This is a genomic window from Citrobacter sp. C6_1, from assembly GCF_014596835.2.
GTDB classification, from domain to species: domain Bacteria; phylum Pseudomonadota; class Gammaproteobacteria; order Enterobacterales; family Enterobacteriaceae; genus Citrobacter; species Citrobacter pasteurii.
In genome coordinates, this window is sequence record NZ_CP115031.1 from 4560261 (window position 1) to 4575746 (window position 15486).

Consider the following 15486-nt stretch of genomic DNA (forward strand, 5'->3'; position numbering starts at 1 on the left):
CGCCGGAGTTCTCAGTGGAACCCCGCTGACCCGGCGGCTTGCGTGCCGTTGTTCCGTGTCAGTGGAGGCGCATTATAGGGAGTTATTTCAGGCTGACAAGGGGAAATTTAAAATAATCTTCCGAGTGCGTATTTTTTATTCTTTACGTTTATTTTAACGACGTTTTGTTGGTTAATTGGGCTATTTCCCGCGCGAATCTCGCAACCTGTTCCCAATCGGTATACACCACTTCTTTATTCGTATCCGTTTCACCACCTGACATCTTCATTATCAGTTGGATCATAACGCGGTCATACCAGCGATAGCGGGGATACAGCAAAGCACCCGCAATGACTGCACTGTGATCTGGTCGCCACGGCGAACTCATCAGGAACTTACGCGCATAGCTGTTGGTTTGCGGCGTACGTTTCTCCGGTTTACGGGCAACCAGGTTTACAGAGTAAAACGCACTCGGCATCGTATTCAGCTGCGTGGCATGTTTTTTCACAAATTCCTGAAATGCAGAATGGTAATGGCCATAGCGAATTGATGCGCCAATCACCACGCTGTCATAATTTTTCCACTCAGGCTCTTCGGTACGATGCAAATTCATGACATCTGCCCAGACACCCAGCTCTTTAAGTTCAGAAGCCAGATACTCAGCGATTTCGCGCGTTTGTCCGTCCCGGGAAGAAAAAAGAATCAGTGTTTTCACGTGTTACTCCATTATTCACGCCAGAAAGTAGGGGTAAAGAGCACCAGCAGAGTAAAGACCTCCAGACGACCAAACAACATGTTGGCAATCAGGATCCATTTCGCCACCGGGTTCATGCTGGCAAAATTGTCGGCAACAACCCCCAGCCCAGGCCCGAGGTTATTCAGCGTCGCCACCACTGAGGCAAACGCAGAGAAGTCATCCACACCGGTCGCAATAATTGCCAACATACTGATAATAAAGACCAGCGCATAGGCAGAAAAGAAGCCCCATACCGCTTCAAGGATTCGTTCCGGCAACGCTCGGTTGCCCAACTTAATGCTATAGACCGCATTGGGGTGAACCAGTCGCTTCAGTTCGCGGTTACCCTGTTTGAACAGTAACAGGATACGAATTACCTTCAAACCACCGCCCGTTGACCCGGCACACCCGCCGATAAACGCAGAACACAGCAACAGCACCGGCAGGAACAGCGGCCAGCGGGCAATACTGTCCGTGGTAAATCCGGCAGTCGTCGCCATCGATACCACCTGGAAAAAGGCCTGGTTGATCGTCGTGAGCGCCGAGCCATAGGTATTGTGTATCCACAGCACCAACGTACAGACAGCCACCAGCGTCAACTGCACGCCGATGAACATGCGGAATTCCGGATCGCGCCAGTAAACCTTCAGACTACGCCCACTTAATAAAGAGAAGTGCAGACCATAGTTACAACCGGAGATCAGCAGGAAGATAGCGATAATGGTGTTGATGGTAGGACTGTCAAAATACCCCACGCTGGCATCGTGTGTGGAAAAACCACCGATGGCAATCGTGGCAAAACTGTGCCCAATGGCGTCAAACGCGGGCATCCCGGCAAACCATAGCGCCAGCGCGCACGCCACCGTCAGTAATACATAGATAAGCCACAGCGTTTTCGCCGTTTCGGCAATACGCGGGCGCATCTTATTATCTTTCAGCGGCCCCGGCATTTCTGCCCGATAGAGCTGCATCCCACCCACGCCAAGAATAGGCAGGATAGCCACCGCCAGCACGATGATCCCCATCCCGCCGAACCATTGCAGCATCTGGCGATAAAAGAGAATCGCGTGTGGCAATGAATCCAGCCCCACCAGCGTCGTCGCACCGGTAGTGGTCAATCCGGAAAAGGATTCAAAAAAAGCGTCGGTTATCGTCAGGTTAGGGCTTTCCGCAAAGATGAACGGTAGCGCACCCACGCTGCCCAGAACGGTCCAGAACAAAACGACAATCAGAAATCCTTCGCGCGATTTCAGCTCGCCCTTCTCTTTACGGTTTGGCCACCACAGCATGGAGCCGATCGCCAAAGCAACGAAGAAAGTTTGGGTGAATGCACGCCCTGCCCCGTCACGGTAGATGAGCGCTACCAGTCCAGGGATAATCATTGTCCCCGAGAATAAGATGACCAGTAGTCCAACGATTCGGGTGATGGCGCGAAAATGCATCTCTGCCGCTTCCTTAGTTCTTTAAAATGAGGTGGGGATTATTCTTCAATCGCTAACAATTGCAATGAACCACGACTAAAATCCGCCAGTTTTGCCGAAAACTCATCCACTTTGGCAAAAGGAAGCGCCACCCTGAGTCGAACAAAAGCCTGGTAATCACTGGCAACGACTTTACCGTCAAACTGCCCCAGCAAGGCTTCAATGCCTGCCAGCTGACCGTACTCACACTGCAAAGTATATTCGGTTAATGGCGTCTTGCGCTGTGTCGTTAACTGGCGCAACGCCTGATTCACACCGCCGCCGTAAGCTTTTACCAACCCTCCAGTACCGAGAAGGATACCGCCGTAGTAGCGCACGACTACAGCGGTAATCTCACCGACACCGCTCCCCATCAGTTGTGCGAGCATCGGTTTACCTGCCGTACCCGCCGGTTCGCCATCGTCTGAAAATCCCAGCTGCTGCGAGTCATTGGGCGCACCCGCCACCCATGCCACGCAATGGTGGCGGGCGTCCGGGTGTTCCGCTTTGACTGACTCAACAAACGCTTTTGCCGCTTCTACGCCGTCCGTATGGGCGAGCAGCGTAATGAAGCGGCTTTTTTTGATCTCTTCGACGACGCTAACCGGCGCCGCAGGGATTAACCAACTGTCCATTACGCCAGTTTCAAATCCCGCGTCATGTTTTCGATATTGTTTTCGTGGACCACCACGTTGTCTTCAATACGAATACCGCCGAACGGTTTCAGGGCTTCAATTTTCTGCCAGTTGAAGTGTTTGCTGAACTGCCCTTCACGCCACGGCGCCAGCAGAGATTCAATGAAGTAAATGCCCGGTTCGATGGTCAGAACCATGCCCGGTTGCAATACGCGGGTGCAACGCAGGTAAGGATACTTCGACGGCGCGGCCAGATGGGTACCACTGTCATCCTGCATAAAGCCAGCGACATCATGTACCTGCAGGCCCAGCGGGTGACCAATGCCGTGTGGCATAAACGGCCCGGTAAGATCGTTTTCTACCATCGCCTCTTCACTCATATCGGTGATGATTTGATGCTTACGCAGCAGCTTCGCGATGCGCTGATGGAACTGAATGTGGTAATCCACGTAGCTGGTACCTGCTTTCATGGTGGCAATCAGCGCCAGCTCTTCGTCGTTAACGTCTTTCACCAGATGCGCATAGTCGTTGTCGCTTTTCGCCGACCAGGTACGCGTCAGGTCTGCCGCATAGCCGTTGTATTCCGCGCCAGCGTCGAGCAGGAAGCTGCGGATTTCAGACGGCGCCTGATGATCCAGCTTGGTGTAATGAAGAACCGAAGCATGCTCGTTAAGCGCCACGATGTTGCTGTATGGCACGTCGGTGTCGCGGTGACCGGTGGCAGTCAGGTAAGCGAGGTTGATGTCAAACTCGCTCATTCCGGAACGGAACGCTTCTTCTGCTGCACGGTGTCCATTTACCGCCATTTTCTGCGCTTCGCGCATACAGGCCAGTTCGTAGTCCGTTTTATAGGCACGGTAATAATGCAGGTAGTCAATCACCCCTTTCGGGTTGATGTTGCTGGCCGCGATGTCCAGTTGCAGGGCACGTTCCGGAACCGGGCCAATGTAACCGATATTGCTGCGAGCAGCAGGCAGTTGGCTACCGATACCATCCGCTTTCGGCAGCGCGATGATCTCGATTTCTTCCGTCCAGAAAGAGGTCGGCAGCGGCTCAACGTTGTGCCAGTAATCGACCGGCAGGTAGAACCACAGTTTCGGCTTGTTTACGCCATCCACCAGCAACCAGCAGTTAGGAACCTGCGTGACAGGCACCCAGGCTTTGAATTGCGGATTGACCTTAAACGGGTACGGATGATCGTCGAGAAAGACGTTAACAAGTTCGCCTGAGTGAATAAGTAACGCATCCAGCTTGAAGCGCGCCAGCGCGTCGCGCGTCCGTTCCTGTAGGGTAACGATATGATTTTTATAGAGTGCGGCCAGTGATTCCATTTTCTATCCTTCTGTTTTTTTGACCTCAAGTCTCCGCATCTTAGCACATCGCCTTGTGAGTGCGTGATTTCTGCCGAGCGTGATCAAATCGTCATTTCTTTAATCATTCATTTGCATTTTTTTAACACAAAATACACACTTCGATTCATCTGGTATGACCAGATCACCTTGCGGATTCAGGAGACTGACATGCTTTACAAAGGCGACACCCTGTACCTCGACTGGCTGGAAGATGGCATCGCCGAACTGGTGTTCGATGCCCCTGGTTCGGTCAATAAACTCGACACGGCCACCGTTGCCAGCCTGGGCAATGCGCTTGACGTGCTGGAAAAACAACCGAATTTAAAAGGGCTGCTGCTGCGTTCTAACAAAGCAGCCTTTATCGTTGGTGCCGATATCACCGAATTCCTTTCACTGTTCCTCGTGCCTGAAGAGCAGTTGAGCCAGTGGCTACATTTTGCCAACAGCGTCTTTAACCGCCTCGAAGATCTGCCTGTTCCGACTCTCTCTGCGGTAAATGGTTACGCGCTGGGCGGCGGCTGCGAGTGTGTCCTGGCAACCGATTATCGTCTGGCAACGCCGGACCTGCGCATCGGCCTGCCGGAAACTAAGCTGGGTATCATGCCGGGCTTTGGCGGCTCCGTGCGTATGCCACGTATGCTGGGCGCGGACAGCGCTCTGGAAATTATTGCTGCGGGCAAAGATGTTGGCGCTGACCAGGCGCTAAAAATCGGCCTGGTCGATGGCGTGGTGAAGCAAGACAAACTGCTTGATGGCGCGATTGCGGTATTACGTCAGGCAATTAATGGCGATCTCGACTGGAAAGCCAAACGTCAGCCGAAGCTGGAGCCGTTGAAACTCAGCAAAATTGAAGCAGCCATGAGCTTTACCATCGCCAAAGGTATGGTGGCGCAGACGGCAGGTAAGCACTATCCCGCGCCGATTACCGCGGTAAAAACCATTGAAGCAGCGACCCGTTTTGGTCGTGAAGAAGCGCTGAATCTGGAAAATAAAAGCTTTGTGCCACTGGCGCACACCAGTGAAGCTCGCGCGTTGGTTGGGATCTTCCTGAACGATCAGTTCGTGAAAGCCAAAGCCAAAAAACTCACCAAAAATATTGATGCGCCAAAGCAAGCGGCAGTGCTGGGCGCAGGTATTATGGGTGGCGGCATCGCGTACCAGTCAGCCTGGAAAGGCGTGCCGGTTGTGATGAAAGATATCAATGACAAATCATTAACGCTCGGCATGACCGAAGCGGCCAAGCTACTGAACAAACAGCTTGAGCGCGGCAAAATTGACGGCCTGAAAATGGCGGGCGTGATTTCCACCATTCATCCAACCCTCGACTATAGCGGTTTTGAGCGTGTGGACGTGGTGGTTGAAGCGGTTGTGGAAAACCCGAAAGTGAAAAAAGCGGTGCTGGCGGAGACTGAAGACAACGTTCGCCCGGATGCGGTACTGGCATCGAATACCTCCACCATCCCAATCAACGAACTGGCCAGCGTGCTCAAGCGCCCGGAAAACTTCTGTGGGATGCACTTCTTTAACCCGGTGCACCGTATGCCGCTGGTTGAGATCATTCGCGGTGAGAAAAGCTCGGATGAAACCATCGCCAGGGTTGTCGCCTGGGCAAGTCAGATGGGCAAAACGCCAATTGTGGTTAACGACTGCCCCGGTTTCTTCGTTAACCGCGTACTGTTCCCCTATTTTGCCGGTTTCAGCCAGTTGCTGCGCGACGGAGCGGATTTCCGCAAAGTCGACAAAGTCATGGAAAAACAGTTTGGCTGGCCAATGGGTCCGGCTTATCTGCTGGACGTAGTGGGTATTGATACCGCGCATCACGCGCAGGCAGTGATGTCCGCAGGCTTCCCTCAGCGTATGCAAAAAGATTATCGCGACGCGATAGACGCCCTGTTTGATGCTAACCGTTTCGGACAGAAAAACGGTCTTGGATTCTGGCGTTATAAAGAAGACAACAAGGGCAAGCCGAAGAAAGAAGAGGATGCCACCGTTGATGATCTGCTGGCAGAAGTCAGCCAGCCGAAACGCGACTTTAGCGATGAAGAAATTATCGCCCGCATGATGATCCCAATGGTCAACGAAGTGGTGCGTTGTCTGGAAGAAGGCATTATCGCCAGTCCGGCAGAAGCCGATATGGCGCTGGTTTATGGCCTGGGCTTCCCTCCGTTCCACGGCGGCGCGTTCCGCTGGCTGGATACGCTCGGCAGCGCGAAGTATCTCGATATGGCTCAGCAGTATCAGCACCTTGGCCCGCTGTATGAAGTTCCGGCTGGCCTGCGTGATAAAGCGCGCCATAACGAACCGTATTATCCCCAGGTTGAGCCTGCCCGCCCGGTTGGCAGCCTGAAAACGGCTTAAGGAGTCACAATGGAACAGGTTGTAATTGTTGATGCGATCCGTACCCCGATGGGCCGTTCGAAAGGGGGGGCGTTTCGTAACGTGCGGGCAGAAGATCTCTCCGCACATTTAATGCGTAGCCTGCTGGCGCGTAATCCCGCGCTGGAGCCAACCGCGCTGGATGATATTTACTGGGGCTGTGTGCAGCAAACGCTGGAGCAGGGTTTTAACATTGCCCGTAACGCCGCGCTGCTGGCGGAAATCCCGCACTCCGTTCCGGCGGTCACCGTGAACCGTCTGTGTGGCTCTTCGATGCAGGCGTTGCACGACGCTGCGCGCATGATCATGACCGGCGATGCTCAGGCGTGCCTGGTGGGCGGCGTGGAGCATATGGGCCATGTACCAATGAGCCACGGCGTTGATTTCCATCCGGGCATGAGCCGCAACGTAGCAAAAGCGGCGGGGATGATGGGTCTGACCGCAGAAATGCTCTCCCGCATGCACGGCATCAGCCGTGAAATGCAGGATGCTTTCGCCGCACGTTCACATGCTCGCGCCTGGGCTGCAACACAGTCTGACGCATTTAAAAACGAAATCATCCCGACCGGCGGCCATGATGCCGACGGCGTGCTGAAGCAGTTTAACTACGATGAGGTTATCCGCCCGGAGACAACCGTTGAAGCGCTGTCCACCCTGCGCCCGGCGTTCGATCCGGTGAGCGGAACGGTCACTGCGGGTACCTCCTCCGCGCTCTCCGACGGCGCAGCGGCGATGCTGGTGATGAGTGAGAGCCGTGCTCGTGAGCTGGGTCTGACGCCGCGAGCCCGTATTCGTTCGATGGCTGTTGTCGGCTGCGACCCTTCCATCATGGGTTACGGTCCGGTTCCGGCCTCAAAGCTGGCGCTGAAAAAAGCGGGACTCTCCACCAGCGACATCGGCTTGTTTGAAATGAACGAAGCCTTTGCCGCTCAGATCCTGCCGTGCATTAAAGATCTGGGACTGATGGAGCAGATAGACGAGAAGATCAACCTCAACGGCGGCGCGATCGCCCTGGGTCACCCACTGGGATGCTCTGGTGCGCGTATCAGTACCACCCTGCTCAACCTGATGGAACGCAAAGACGTGCAATTTGGTCTGGCAACGATGTGTATCGGGTTAGGTCAGGGCATCGCAACGGTATTTGAGCGAGTTTAATCAAAGCATGCCGGGGGCGCTTCGCTTGCCCGGCCTACGAAATGTTATCTCAAAGCCATTGGTGCCAGAACAAGGCGGCAAGTGAATGACAAATTCGTCAGGAACGAATTTGAACAACCGAAGGCTGCTTTCAGTGAGGGACACGGATGTCCCTCATTCATCCCGATGAGCTTACGTGTAGTAAGTGATTCGGGTGAATGAGCGCAGCCAACACAGTTATGGTGCCAATGGCGAAGAGAGAAAGTTTAGTTGCCGTTCTTCCCGCCTGTCAGGGGCGGGTTTTTTATTTCCCTGAACTGCTACGTACCACTAACTGCACCGGCAACAGCAGATTCTCTTCCTGTTTCTCTTCCAGCAATAAACGCAGCGCTTCACGCCCCAGTTGCTGTTTATCAACCGCAATCGTAGTCAGCGGCGGATGTGACCAGGCCGCAGCATCGATATCATCAAACCCCACCAGCGCAAGATCTTCCGGGATACGTATACCCTGCTGCGCGCACACCCGCTGAACAACCAGCGCTGCCGCGTCGTTATAGGCAAAAATGGCATCAGGCGGTTCCGGCAGCCTGAGCAGCTCATTAACCGCTTCCACCAACGATTGTTCAGTATCCAGCAATGGCGGCGCAACGGCGTCGTACTCTGGCGGCATCAGCAAGCGGGCCTCATACAATGCCTGACGGTAGCCCTTCTCCCGCTGACGGATGCTGTAGTGCGCAAGCGAACTGGCAAGAAAAGCGATACGCCTGCGCCCTTGCGTAATCAGATGTTGCGTAGCCAGATAGCCACCCTGGGTATTATCCGGATTCACGCAGGGCAGCCCCGGCGCCCAGAGATCCACCAGCACCAACGGCAATTTCATCTGTTGCAGCAGCCCAAGCAACTCAGGTTCAAAAAAACCGGCGCAGATCAGCGCATCAGGCTGGTGCAGCATCACCTGCTCACTCACTGCATCGCCCGGACCGATAGACAGAAAGCTCAGCGCAATACCCTGCTCCCGGCAGGCATCATCGATACCCAGCAGCAGTTGCGAGTAAAACGGTAAAGCCCGACTGATATTGTGCTGACGATGCAGTAAAAACAGGACGCGTTTGATCTTGTCTGCGCGCAGGCGAGAAAAATCATAACCCTGCTGCTGCGCCACAGAAATAATGCGCAACCGGGTATCTTCACGTAGCCCTGGCTGCCCTTTTAGTGCGCGGGATACAGCGCCAACTGAAACGCCGCAGGCTTCGGCAATATCTCTGATTCGTACAGGTTTCGTCATGTCACTCTCATTGATTTACGCTAGCCTTTTGTGCTCCCAGCCAGGCTGCGCCACGGACACCGCTGCTGTCGCCGTGTCGGGCCTGAACGATCGGTGTACGGCACTGTTTACCAAACACGTACTGTGCCACGCGTGCCTGCAAACCCGAATACAGTAATGTGATATTGGATACCCCCCCTCCCAGCACAATGACATCAGGGTCGAGTGTATTCACAATACCCGCCAACGCACGTGCCAGTTGATCACAATAGCGTTCCCATACCAAGCAGGCTACCGTATCACCCGATTCTACACGCTGCATAATATGTGGCACACCTGCATGTTGCGCGGTGTGATTCATATACTGACGCTCCAGGCCGCTGCCGGAAATAAAGCTCTCAATACAGTTCACCTGTCCGCAATAGCATGTCACTTCAGCCCCGTCCCGAGATTCGTGGTAGCGCGGCAATGCATTATGTCCCCACTCTCCGGCACAGGCGTTAGGGCCGGAGATCAACCGGTTATCGATGCATAGTCCACCGCCGCAACCGGTACCGAGGATCACACCAAATACCACGCTATGCCCGTGTCCGCTACCGTCCATCGCTTCCGACAGGGTAAAGCAGTTGGCGTCATTGGTTACGGGCACAGGCATTCCTAATGCACGCTCAAGATCTTGTGAAAATGCCTGCTGATTCAGCACCAGAATATTGGAATTCTTAATCAAACCTTCGCTATCCACCGCGCCGGGCACCCCAACGCCAATTGAGAAAGGCTGATTAACGGCCTGTCTCGCCTTAGCAATCATCCCGGTCACAGCCTGGAAAAAATCACCGTAACTCTGCTTTGGTGTCGCACATCGCTCGCGGAAAACAATTTCACCCGCGTTATCAATTACCACCGCTTCAATTTTAGTCCCGCCGATATCCAGTCCGAGCCTCATGGTGGCCTCTCCTCTCATTGGCATCTCGCAATTATGATGCTGCATAGAGTGCCTGATTTGTTTACTAAACAAATAGTGAAGTATCACAAAATGCTGTGATATTTGCATATAAACAGGAAATGATTTTGTTTACTAAAAATAATGAGGTTTTGTAAGTCAGGAGATATGCAAAGATGCCAAGACAGCAACCGTCATGTGGAAGGTGGGGAATTTATCAATGCGCCGGCGGGGTTCCGGCGCACATCGCTTAAATAAACGCGAACGCGTCACCAAACAGACGATCTTCACGTGCCTGACGTTCATTGCAGAACAGGTCGCGCGCGATTTTAGCCATCTCGAAACGCCCGGCGATGTAGATATCGTGTTCCGCCAGAGTACCGTAATCCTGCAATACTGCCGTTAACACGGTTCCCGTACGACCACGCCAGCCGTCTTCAGGCTGCTCTACCACCGGCTCAACGCGCAGGTTCGGGTGATTCACCGACAACGCTTCCAGCTCAGAGAGATCGTAGAGATGCTTCTCTTCGCGCCCGCCCCAGTAAATGGTGATATCGCGGTTGGGATTACGCGCCAGCGCGGTGAGCAGAATGGAACGCACGTAAGAGAACCCTGTACCGCCCGCGATCAGCATCAGCGGACGCTCATCTTCATCACGCAGCCAAGCTTCGCCATGCGGAATATCGACCTTGATTTCCCGGTCTTTCAGAATGCGATCCATCACCGCCATGGCATAAAGATTTAGCTCAGAAGCGCCAACGTGCAGCTCAATGAATCCTTGCTCGTCCGGCGTTGATGCCATGGAAAACGGACGCTTATCCCTTTCATCCATCACGACCATTAAATACTGACCTGCACGAAAGGAAAATGCCGCGTCAGGCACTAAACGAACGCGATATACGGTGTCAGTGATAGCTTCTACCGAGGTCACTTTACAGCTTAAGGTTGTCATGCGCTCTCTCTGTCGGATCAATAGGCAAAACGATCGCGCCTCAGGCGCTTTTGCCGTCATTAAAGATGGCCAGTTCATCCCAAATTGCGTCAATACGCGCAGTCACTTCAGGATCTTTTTTAATCGGGCGTCCCCACTCTCGTTGGGTTTCACCCGGCCATTTATTTGTGGCATCCAGCCCCATTTTTGAACCAAGACCGGATACCGGCGAGGCAAAGTCCAGGTAATCAATCGGCGTATTCTCTACCAGTACCGTATCCCGGGCCGGGTCCATACGGGTAGTAATTGCCCAAATCACATCATTCCAGTCACGCGCGTTGACGTCATCATCGCAGACAATAACAAATTTAGTGTACATAAACTGACGCAAAAACGACCAAACGCCCATCATGACGCGTTTGGCATGACCCGCGTACTGTTTTTTCATCGTCACCACGGCCAGGCGATATGAACAACCTTCCGGAGGTAGGTAAAAATCGACGATTTCCGGGAACTGCTTTTGCAGAATAGGGACAAAGACCTCATTCAGCGCCACACCGAGCACCGCTGGCTCATCTGGTGGACGTCCGGTGTAGGTGGAGTGATAAATCGCATCTTCGCGTTGGGTGATGTGTGTGACGGTGAAAACTGGGAAGCTATCCACTTCATTGTAATAACCCGTATGATCGCCATACGGTCCTTCCGGTGCCAGTTCACCCGGCTCGATATAGCCTTCCAGAACAATTTCAGCGCTGGCGGGTACTTCGAGATCGTTGGAGATGCATTTGACGACTTCGGTCTTGGTGCCACGCAGCAGCCCGGCGAAGGCGTACTCTGATAATGTATCAGGTACAGGGGTCACAGCGCCCAGAATGGTCGCCGGGTCTGCCCCTAACGCAACGGAGACTGGGAAACGCTCACCAGGGTGTGCCGCGCACCACTCCTGATAATCCAGCGCGCCGCCACGATGTGAAAGCCAACGCATAATGAGCTTGTTTTTGCCAATCAGCTGTTGGCGATAAATACCCAGATTCTGTCGCTCTTTATGCGGACCACGCGTGACGGTGAGTCCCCATGTAATCAGCGGCGCAGCATCTTCCGGCCAGCAGGTCATGATCGGTATACGGTTTAAATCAACGTCATCACCTGAAGAAATTTTTTGCTGACAAGGCGCACCGCGTAGCCGTTTGGTCGGCATGTTCAGTACCTGCTTGAACTGCGGCAGCTTATCAAACAGATCGCGGAATCCTTTCGGCGGCTCCGGCTCTTTCAAAAACGCCAACAGCTTACCAACTTCCCGTAGTGCTGAGACATCTTCTTGCCCCATCCCCATGGCGACACGCTTCGGAGTGCCAAACAGATTGCACAGTACCGGCATTGAATAGCCTTTTGGATTCTCAAACAGCAGCGCAGGCCCACCGGCACGCAAAGTGCGATCGGCAATTTCAGTGATCTCCAGATGGGGATCCACTGGAAGCGTAATGCGTTTGAGCTCGCCCTGCTGTTCAAGCTGCGTCAGGAAGTCGCGTAAGTCGTGATATTTCATGGCGTCCATTATGGCCTCTGTGTAAGCGCGTCATTATACGGCGTTCATCATTGTGATGCTGTATTTTTGTTAAATTAGCGTGAACTCTGGCAACCAACACCGATGAGGCTTGAAAGATGAAGTGTATAATGACTTTTGCTATGCTTGCGCTCAGAACAAGCGGATAAGAGTTATTATGCAAGCCTGGTATTTACTGTACTGCAAACGCGGGCAACTTCAGCGTGCCCAGGAACACCTGGAAAGACAAGCAGTAAACTGTTTGACGCCAATGATCACCCTGGAAAAAATGGTGCGTGGTAAACGTACCACAGTCAGTGAGCCACTTTTCCCTAATTACATGTTTGTCGAGTTCGATCCGGAAGTGATCCACACCACCACTATCAATGCGACACGTGGCGTCAGCCATTTCGTCCGTTTTGGCGCGACGCCTGCGACAGTTCCTTCTCCCGTTATTCACCAGCTTTCTATCTACAAGCCAGAAGGAATTGTTGACCCGCAAACTCCTCAGCCAGGGGACAGCGTAATTATTACTGAAGGGGCGTTTGAGGGGCTAAAAGCGATCTTCACCGAACCGGATGGCGAAGCACGTTCCATGCTCCTGCTTAACCTGTTGAATAAAGAGGTTAAGCAGAGCGTGAAAAACACCGGCTTTCGAAAAATATAAACAGACTCAGAAGGTCACTTCGAATAACGTTCTGACGTTGGCATCAATCGCCGTTGATAGCCACTGAGGATCTTCCCCGCGCCAGTGCGCAATACGCTCAAGAATATGCGGCAGGTGTGCAGGTTCATTGCGTCGGGAAGTCGGCTTCGGGGCCAGATCGCGTGGGAGTAAATAGGGCGCGTCTGTTTCTATCAGCAGCCTTTCCACCGGGATAAAAGGCAGTAGCTCCCGTAGTTCCATCCCCCGACGCTCATCGCAGACCCATCCGGTAATCCCGATATAAAGCCCTCGGTCCACGCAGTCCTGCATCTCCCGGCGCGAACCGGTGAAACAGTGCAGCACTGCGCCGGGGAGGCTGTCCAGCCAGGGTTCCAGCAGCGTAAGAAAACGTTCGTGGGCATCCCGACAATGCATGAAAACAGGCATCTGCAATTCGGCGGCAATACGCAATTGCGCCTCAAAAGCCCGTTCCTGTTCCTGCGCAGTGGAGTAATTACGATTAAAATCCAGGCCGCATTCACCAATGGCGACCACTTCGGACTGGTTCGCCAGCGCGATAATCTCGTCTTCCGTTGAGGATTGCCATTGGCTGCTGTCATGCGGGTGCACGCCAGCCGTGGACCAGCAATGCGGATAATGCTGTGCCAACTTTAGCGCCTGCTGGCTTTCATGCAGGTTTGTTCCGGTCAGAAGCATACCGTTTACGCCCGCAGCAAAGGCGCGCGCCACGACCTCATCCCGGTCTTTCGCAAATTGTGAACTGGTTAAATTAACGCCAATATCAAACATGCATCCTCCCATATGACAACCGCCCTTACGGGCGGCTGAATTTACTCTTCGGTTTTCTCGGTGGCTTCGGCTTCTTTCGCATTCTCTGCCTCGTTGTCTTCGTCCCGCGTACGTCGCTTACCGACATAAAAACGAGAGAAGAAAACACCCACTTCAAACAGACAGTACATCGGTATAGCCAACAGCGTTTGCGAGAAGACATCTGGTGGAGTCAGTAACATCCCCACGACAAATGCCCCGACAACTACGTAAGGGCGTTTCTTACGTAAATCATCAGGTGTCGTAATGCCCATCCAGCACAGCAATACAATGGCGACAGGAACCTCAAAAGAGACGCCAAACGCCATAAACAGTGCCATGACAAAGCTGAGATAACTGGCAATGTCTGTCGAAACCTGCACGCCTTGCGGAGCTGTGTTGGCAAGGAAGCCAAACGCCAGCGGGAAGACGACAAAATAGGCGAATGCCATCCCGATATAGAACAACAGCGAACTTGAGACCAGCAGCGGCACGACAAGGCGGCGTTCATGCTTATATAAAGCAGGCGCAATAAATGCCCATACCTGGTACAGGATCACCGGTGCCGACAGGATCAGCGACACCATAAAGGTTAGCTTTATCGGGGTAAAGAACGGTGAAGCCACATCGGTGGCGATCATCGTTGCACCCTGCGGCATCTGTTTAATCAGCGGCGCTGCAACCATATGGTAAATGTCGTTGGCAAAATAAACCAACGCCAGAAAGATCACCATAACCGCAATAATGCAGTTCAGGAGTCGCTTACGCAGCTCAATAAGATGCGTGATGAGCGGTTGAGTATCTTCTACAGACATGTTTACGGTTTATCACTCGACGAGGGTGAGGATTCGACAGCTGGTGCAGCAGGTTTCTTTTCCGCGTCCATCGACGTAACGGAAGCAGTTTCCTTCAACTCCGGCGTGTCAGCAGCCGTGGATTCCGGTTTTTGCTCCGGCGAACTGGCCTGGTTTTCAGCGGCTGCAGGGGTAACTCCTTCTCGCTGCGCTTCCGCTTCTTTCACTACCGGATTATGGATAGTGTGCGCTTCATCGCTCGCTTTCTCAGGATCGTGCACGCTGTAAGAACGCTTCATCGACTCAGCCGCTTCGCGCAGCTCATCCATCGATGCTTTCAGCTCCGGCGTCAAATTTGTCAGGCTCGCTTTCTCTACTTTCTTCAGGCTGTCCTGAAACTCCTGAAGCTTAAGCTCCTGGGTCAGTTCATTCTGCACGGTAGTTGCAAGAGAGCGCAGCGCACGGACCCAGCCCGCGACCGTTTTTACTGCCACTGGCAATCGTTGCGGCCCCAGTACGATGAGGCCGATAACGAACACCAATAACAGTTCGCTAAAACCGATATCAAACACGGATTATACCTGCTCTTTATCTTGGCTTTTGGCGTCTTCTTTCTTCACTTCACCCTGCTTATCGGTGATGGATTTAGCGGTAAAATCAGCGTCCTGGCTGGTTTTATCCTGCTTAGGTTCATCATCACCCATCGCTTTCTTGAAGCCTTTAATAGACGCGCCAAGGTCGGAACCGATGGAGCCGAGTTTCTTGGTGCCAAATAGCAGTACAACGATGACGGCAATGATCAACAACTGCCAAATACTGATACCACCCATACATGTTCCTCTGTCATAGATGATGAATTAATAAGGCC

At 53.2% G+C, this 15486-nt stretch carries 15 protein-coding genes; 3 read left to right on the top strand and 12 right to left on the bottom strand.

Annotated elements, in window-relative coordinates; all coding sequences use genetic code 11:
• Nucleotides 1-148: 148 nt before the first annotated feature.
• Genes hemG through pepQ form a run of 4 tightly spaced genes read right to left on the bottom strand, consistent with a single transcriptional unit; the run spans nucleotide 149 to nucleotide 4141 of the window.
• Entirely contained in the window at nucleotides 149-694 is a 546-nt protein-coding gene (gene hemG, locus IB196_RS21810; RefSeq protein ID WP_188232255.1) for a menaquinone-dependent protoporphyrinogen IX dehydrogenase, read from the bottom strand.
• A gap of 11 nt (nucleotides 695-705) precedes the next feature.
• On the bottom strand, nucleotides 706-2157 hold the full coding sequence (gene trkH, locus IB196_RS21815) for a Trk system potassium transporter TrkH (RefSeq protein WP_003017848.1): 1452 nt from the start codon (nucleotides 2155-2157) through the stop codon (nucleotides 706-708).
• Nucleotides 2158-2195: 38 nt separating this feature from the next.
• Entirely contained in the window at nucleotides 2196-2810 is a 615-nt protein-coding gene (locus tag IB196_RS21820; RefSeq protein WP_003017851.1) for an IMPACT family protein, read from the bottom strand.
• Complete coding sequence (gene pepQ, locus IB196_RS21825; RefSeq protein ID WP_188232254.1) at nucleotides 2810-4141, bottom strand: Xaa-Pro dipeptidase; 1332 nt, start codon at nucleotides 4139-4141, stop codon at nucleotides 2810-2812. Before pepQ ends, IB196_RS21820 begins: the two co-directional genes overlap by 1 nt.
• Before the next feature lie 189 nt (nucleotides 4142-4330).
• Here pepQ and fadB point away from each other — a divergent pair, with 189 nt between their 5' ends.
• Together fadB and fadA are read left to right on the top strand one after the other, a co-directional pair.
• Nucleotides 4331-6520: a fatty acid oxidation complex subunit alpha FadB gene (fadB, locus tag IB196_RS21830; protein WP_188232253.1), complete on the top strand. Its 2190-nt coding sequence runs from the start codon at nucleotides 4331-4333 to the stop codon at nucleotides 6518-6520.
• Nucleotides 6521-6529: 9 nt separating this feature from the next.
• On the top strand, nucleotides 6530-7693 hold the full coding sequence (gene fadA / locus IB196_RS21835; protein WP_188232252.1) for an acetyl-CoA C-acyltransferase FadA: 1164 nt from the start codon (nucleotides 6530-6532) through the stop codon (nucleotides 7691-7693).
• 283 nt (nucleotides 7694-7976) lie between these two features.
• Here fadA and IB196_RS21840 read toward each other — a convergent pair whose 3' ends face one another.
• From IB196_RS21840 to ubiD, 4 genes are all read right to left on the bottom strand, one after another.
• Entirely contained in the window at nucleotides 7977-8957 is a 981-nt protein-coding gene (locus IB196_RS21840) for a LacI family DNA-binding transcriptional regulator (protein WP_155022037.1), read from the bottom strand.
• Nucleotides 8958-8964: 7 nt separating this feature from the next.
• Nucleotides 8965-9879, bottom strand: a complete 915-nt coding sequence (locus IB196_RS21845; RefSeq protein WP_188232251.1) for an ROK family protein — start codon at nucleotides 9877-9879, stop codon at nucleotides 8965-8967.
• Between the two features lie 247 nt (nucleotides 9880-10126).
• Nucleotides 10127-10828: an NAD(P)H-flavin reductase gene (gene fre / locus IB196_RS21850; RefSeq protein WP_040230096.1), complete on the bottom strand. Its 702-nt coding sequence runs from the start codon at nucleotides 10826-10828 to the stop codon at nucleotides 10127-10129.
• Between the two features lie 40 nt (nucleotides 10829-10868).
• Nucleotides 10869-12362, bottom strand: coding sequence for a 4-hydroxy-3-polyprenylbenzoate decarboxylase (ubiD, locus tag IB196_RS21855; RefSeq protein WP_040230095.1), 1494 nt, complete (start codon nucleotides 12360-12362; stop codon nucleotides 10869-10871).
• Nucleotides 12363-12528: 166 nt separating this feature from the next.
• Here ubiD and rfaH point away from each other — a divergent pair, with 166 nt between their 5' ends.
• Complete coding sequence (rfaH, locus tag IB196_RS21860; RefSeq protein ID WP_040230093.1) at nucleotides 12529-13017, top strand: transcription/translation regulatory transformer protein RfaH; 489 nt, start codon at nucleotides 12529-12531, stop codon at nucleotides 13015-13017.
• Between the two features lie 6 nt (nucleotides 13018-13023).
• On the opposite strand, the gene tatD is transcribed toward rfaH, so the two are convergent.
• From tatD to tatA, 4 genes are read right to left on the bottom strand one after another with little or no spacing between them, the layout of a single operon-like run.
• On the bottom strand, nucleotides 13024-13806 hold the full coding sequence (gene tatD, locus IB196_RS21865; RefSeq protein ID WP_040230092.1) for a 3'-5' ssDNA/RNA exonuclease TatD: 783 nt from the start codon (nucleotides 13804-13806) through the stop codon (nucleotides 13024-13026).
• Between the two features lie 41 nt (nucleotides 13807-13847).
• A complete protein-coding gene (gene tatC / locus IB196_RS21870; protein ID WP_005133252.1) occupies nucleotides 13848-14639 on the bottom strand; it encodes a Sec-independent protein translocase subunit TatC in 792 nt (263 codons plus the stop codon).
• A gap of 2 nt (nucleotides 14640-14641) precedes the next feature.
• On the bottom strand, nucleotides 14642-15190 hold the full coding sequence (gene tatB, locus IB196_RS21875; protein WP_005133254.1) for a Sec-independent protein translocase protein TatB: 549 nt from the start codon (nucleotides 15188-15190) through the stop codon (nucleotides 14642-14644).
• Nucleotides 15191-15193: 3 nt separating this feature from the next.
• Nucleotides 15194-15448: a Sec-independent protein translocase subunit TatA gene (gene tatA, locus IB196_RS21880; RefSeq protein WP_003017888.1), complete on the bottom strand. Its 255-nt coding sequence runs from the start codon at nucleotides 15446-15448 to the stop codon at nucleotides 15194-15196.
• Nucleotides 15449-15486 lie beyond the last annotated feature (38 nt).

What these genes read in the sequence shown, in the direction of transcription:
- trkH (WP_003017848.1), bottom strand. Translation starts at nt 2,157, where the DNA reads ATGCATTTTCGCGCCATCACCCGAATCGTTGGACTACTGGTCATCTTA.
- IB196_RS21820 (WP_003017851.1), bottom strand. Translation starts at nt 2,810, where the DNA reads ATGGACAGTTGGTTAATCCCTGCGGCGCCGGTTAGCGTCGTCGAAGAG.
- pepQ (WP_188232254.1), bottom strand. Translation starts at nt 4,141, where the DNA reads ATGGAATCACTGGCCGCACTCTATAAAAATCATATCGTTACCCTACAG.
- fadB (WP_188232253.1), top strand. Translation starts at nt 4,331, where the DNA reads ATGCTTTACAAAGGCGACACCCTGTACCTCGACTGGCTGGAAGATGGC.
- fadA (WP_188232252.1), top strand. Translation starts at nt 6,530, where the DNA reads ATGGAACAGGTTGTAATTGTTGATGCGATCCGTACCCCGATGGGCCGT.
- IB196_RS21840 (WP_155022037.1), bottom strand. Translation starts at nt 8,957, where the DNA reads ATGACGAAACCTGTACGAATCAGAGATATTGCCGAAGCCTGCGGCGTT.
- IB196_RS21845 (WP_188232251.1), bottom strand. Translation starts at nt 9,879, where the DNA reads ATGAGGCTCGGACTGGATATCGGCGGGACTAAAATTGAAGCGGTGGTA.
- fre (WP_040230096.1), bottom strand. Translation starts at nt 10,828, where the DNA reads ATGACAACCTTAAGCTGTAAAGTGACCTCGGTAGAAGCTATCACTGAC.
- ubiD (WP_040230095.1), bottom strand. Translation starts at nt 12,362, where the DNA reads ATGGACGCCATGAAATATCACGACTTACGCGACTTCCTGACGCAGCTT.
- rfaH (WP_040230093.1), top strand. Translation starts at nt 12,529, where the DNA reads ATGCAAGCCTGGTATTTACTGTACTGCAAACGCGGGCAACTTCAGCGT.
- tatD (WP_040230092.1), bottom strand. Translation starts at nt 13,806, where the DNA reads ATGTTTGATATTGGCGTTAATTTAACCAGTTCACAATTTGCGAAAGAC.
- tatC (WP_005133252.1), bottom strand. Translation starts at nt 14,639, where the DNA reads ATGTCTGTAGAAGATACTCAACCGCTCATCACGCATCTTATTGAGCTG.
- tatA (WP_003017888.1), bottom strand. Translation starts at nt 15,448, where the DNA reads ATGGGTGGTATCAGTATTTGGCAGTTGTTGATCATTGCCGTCATCGTT.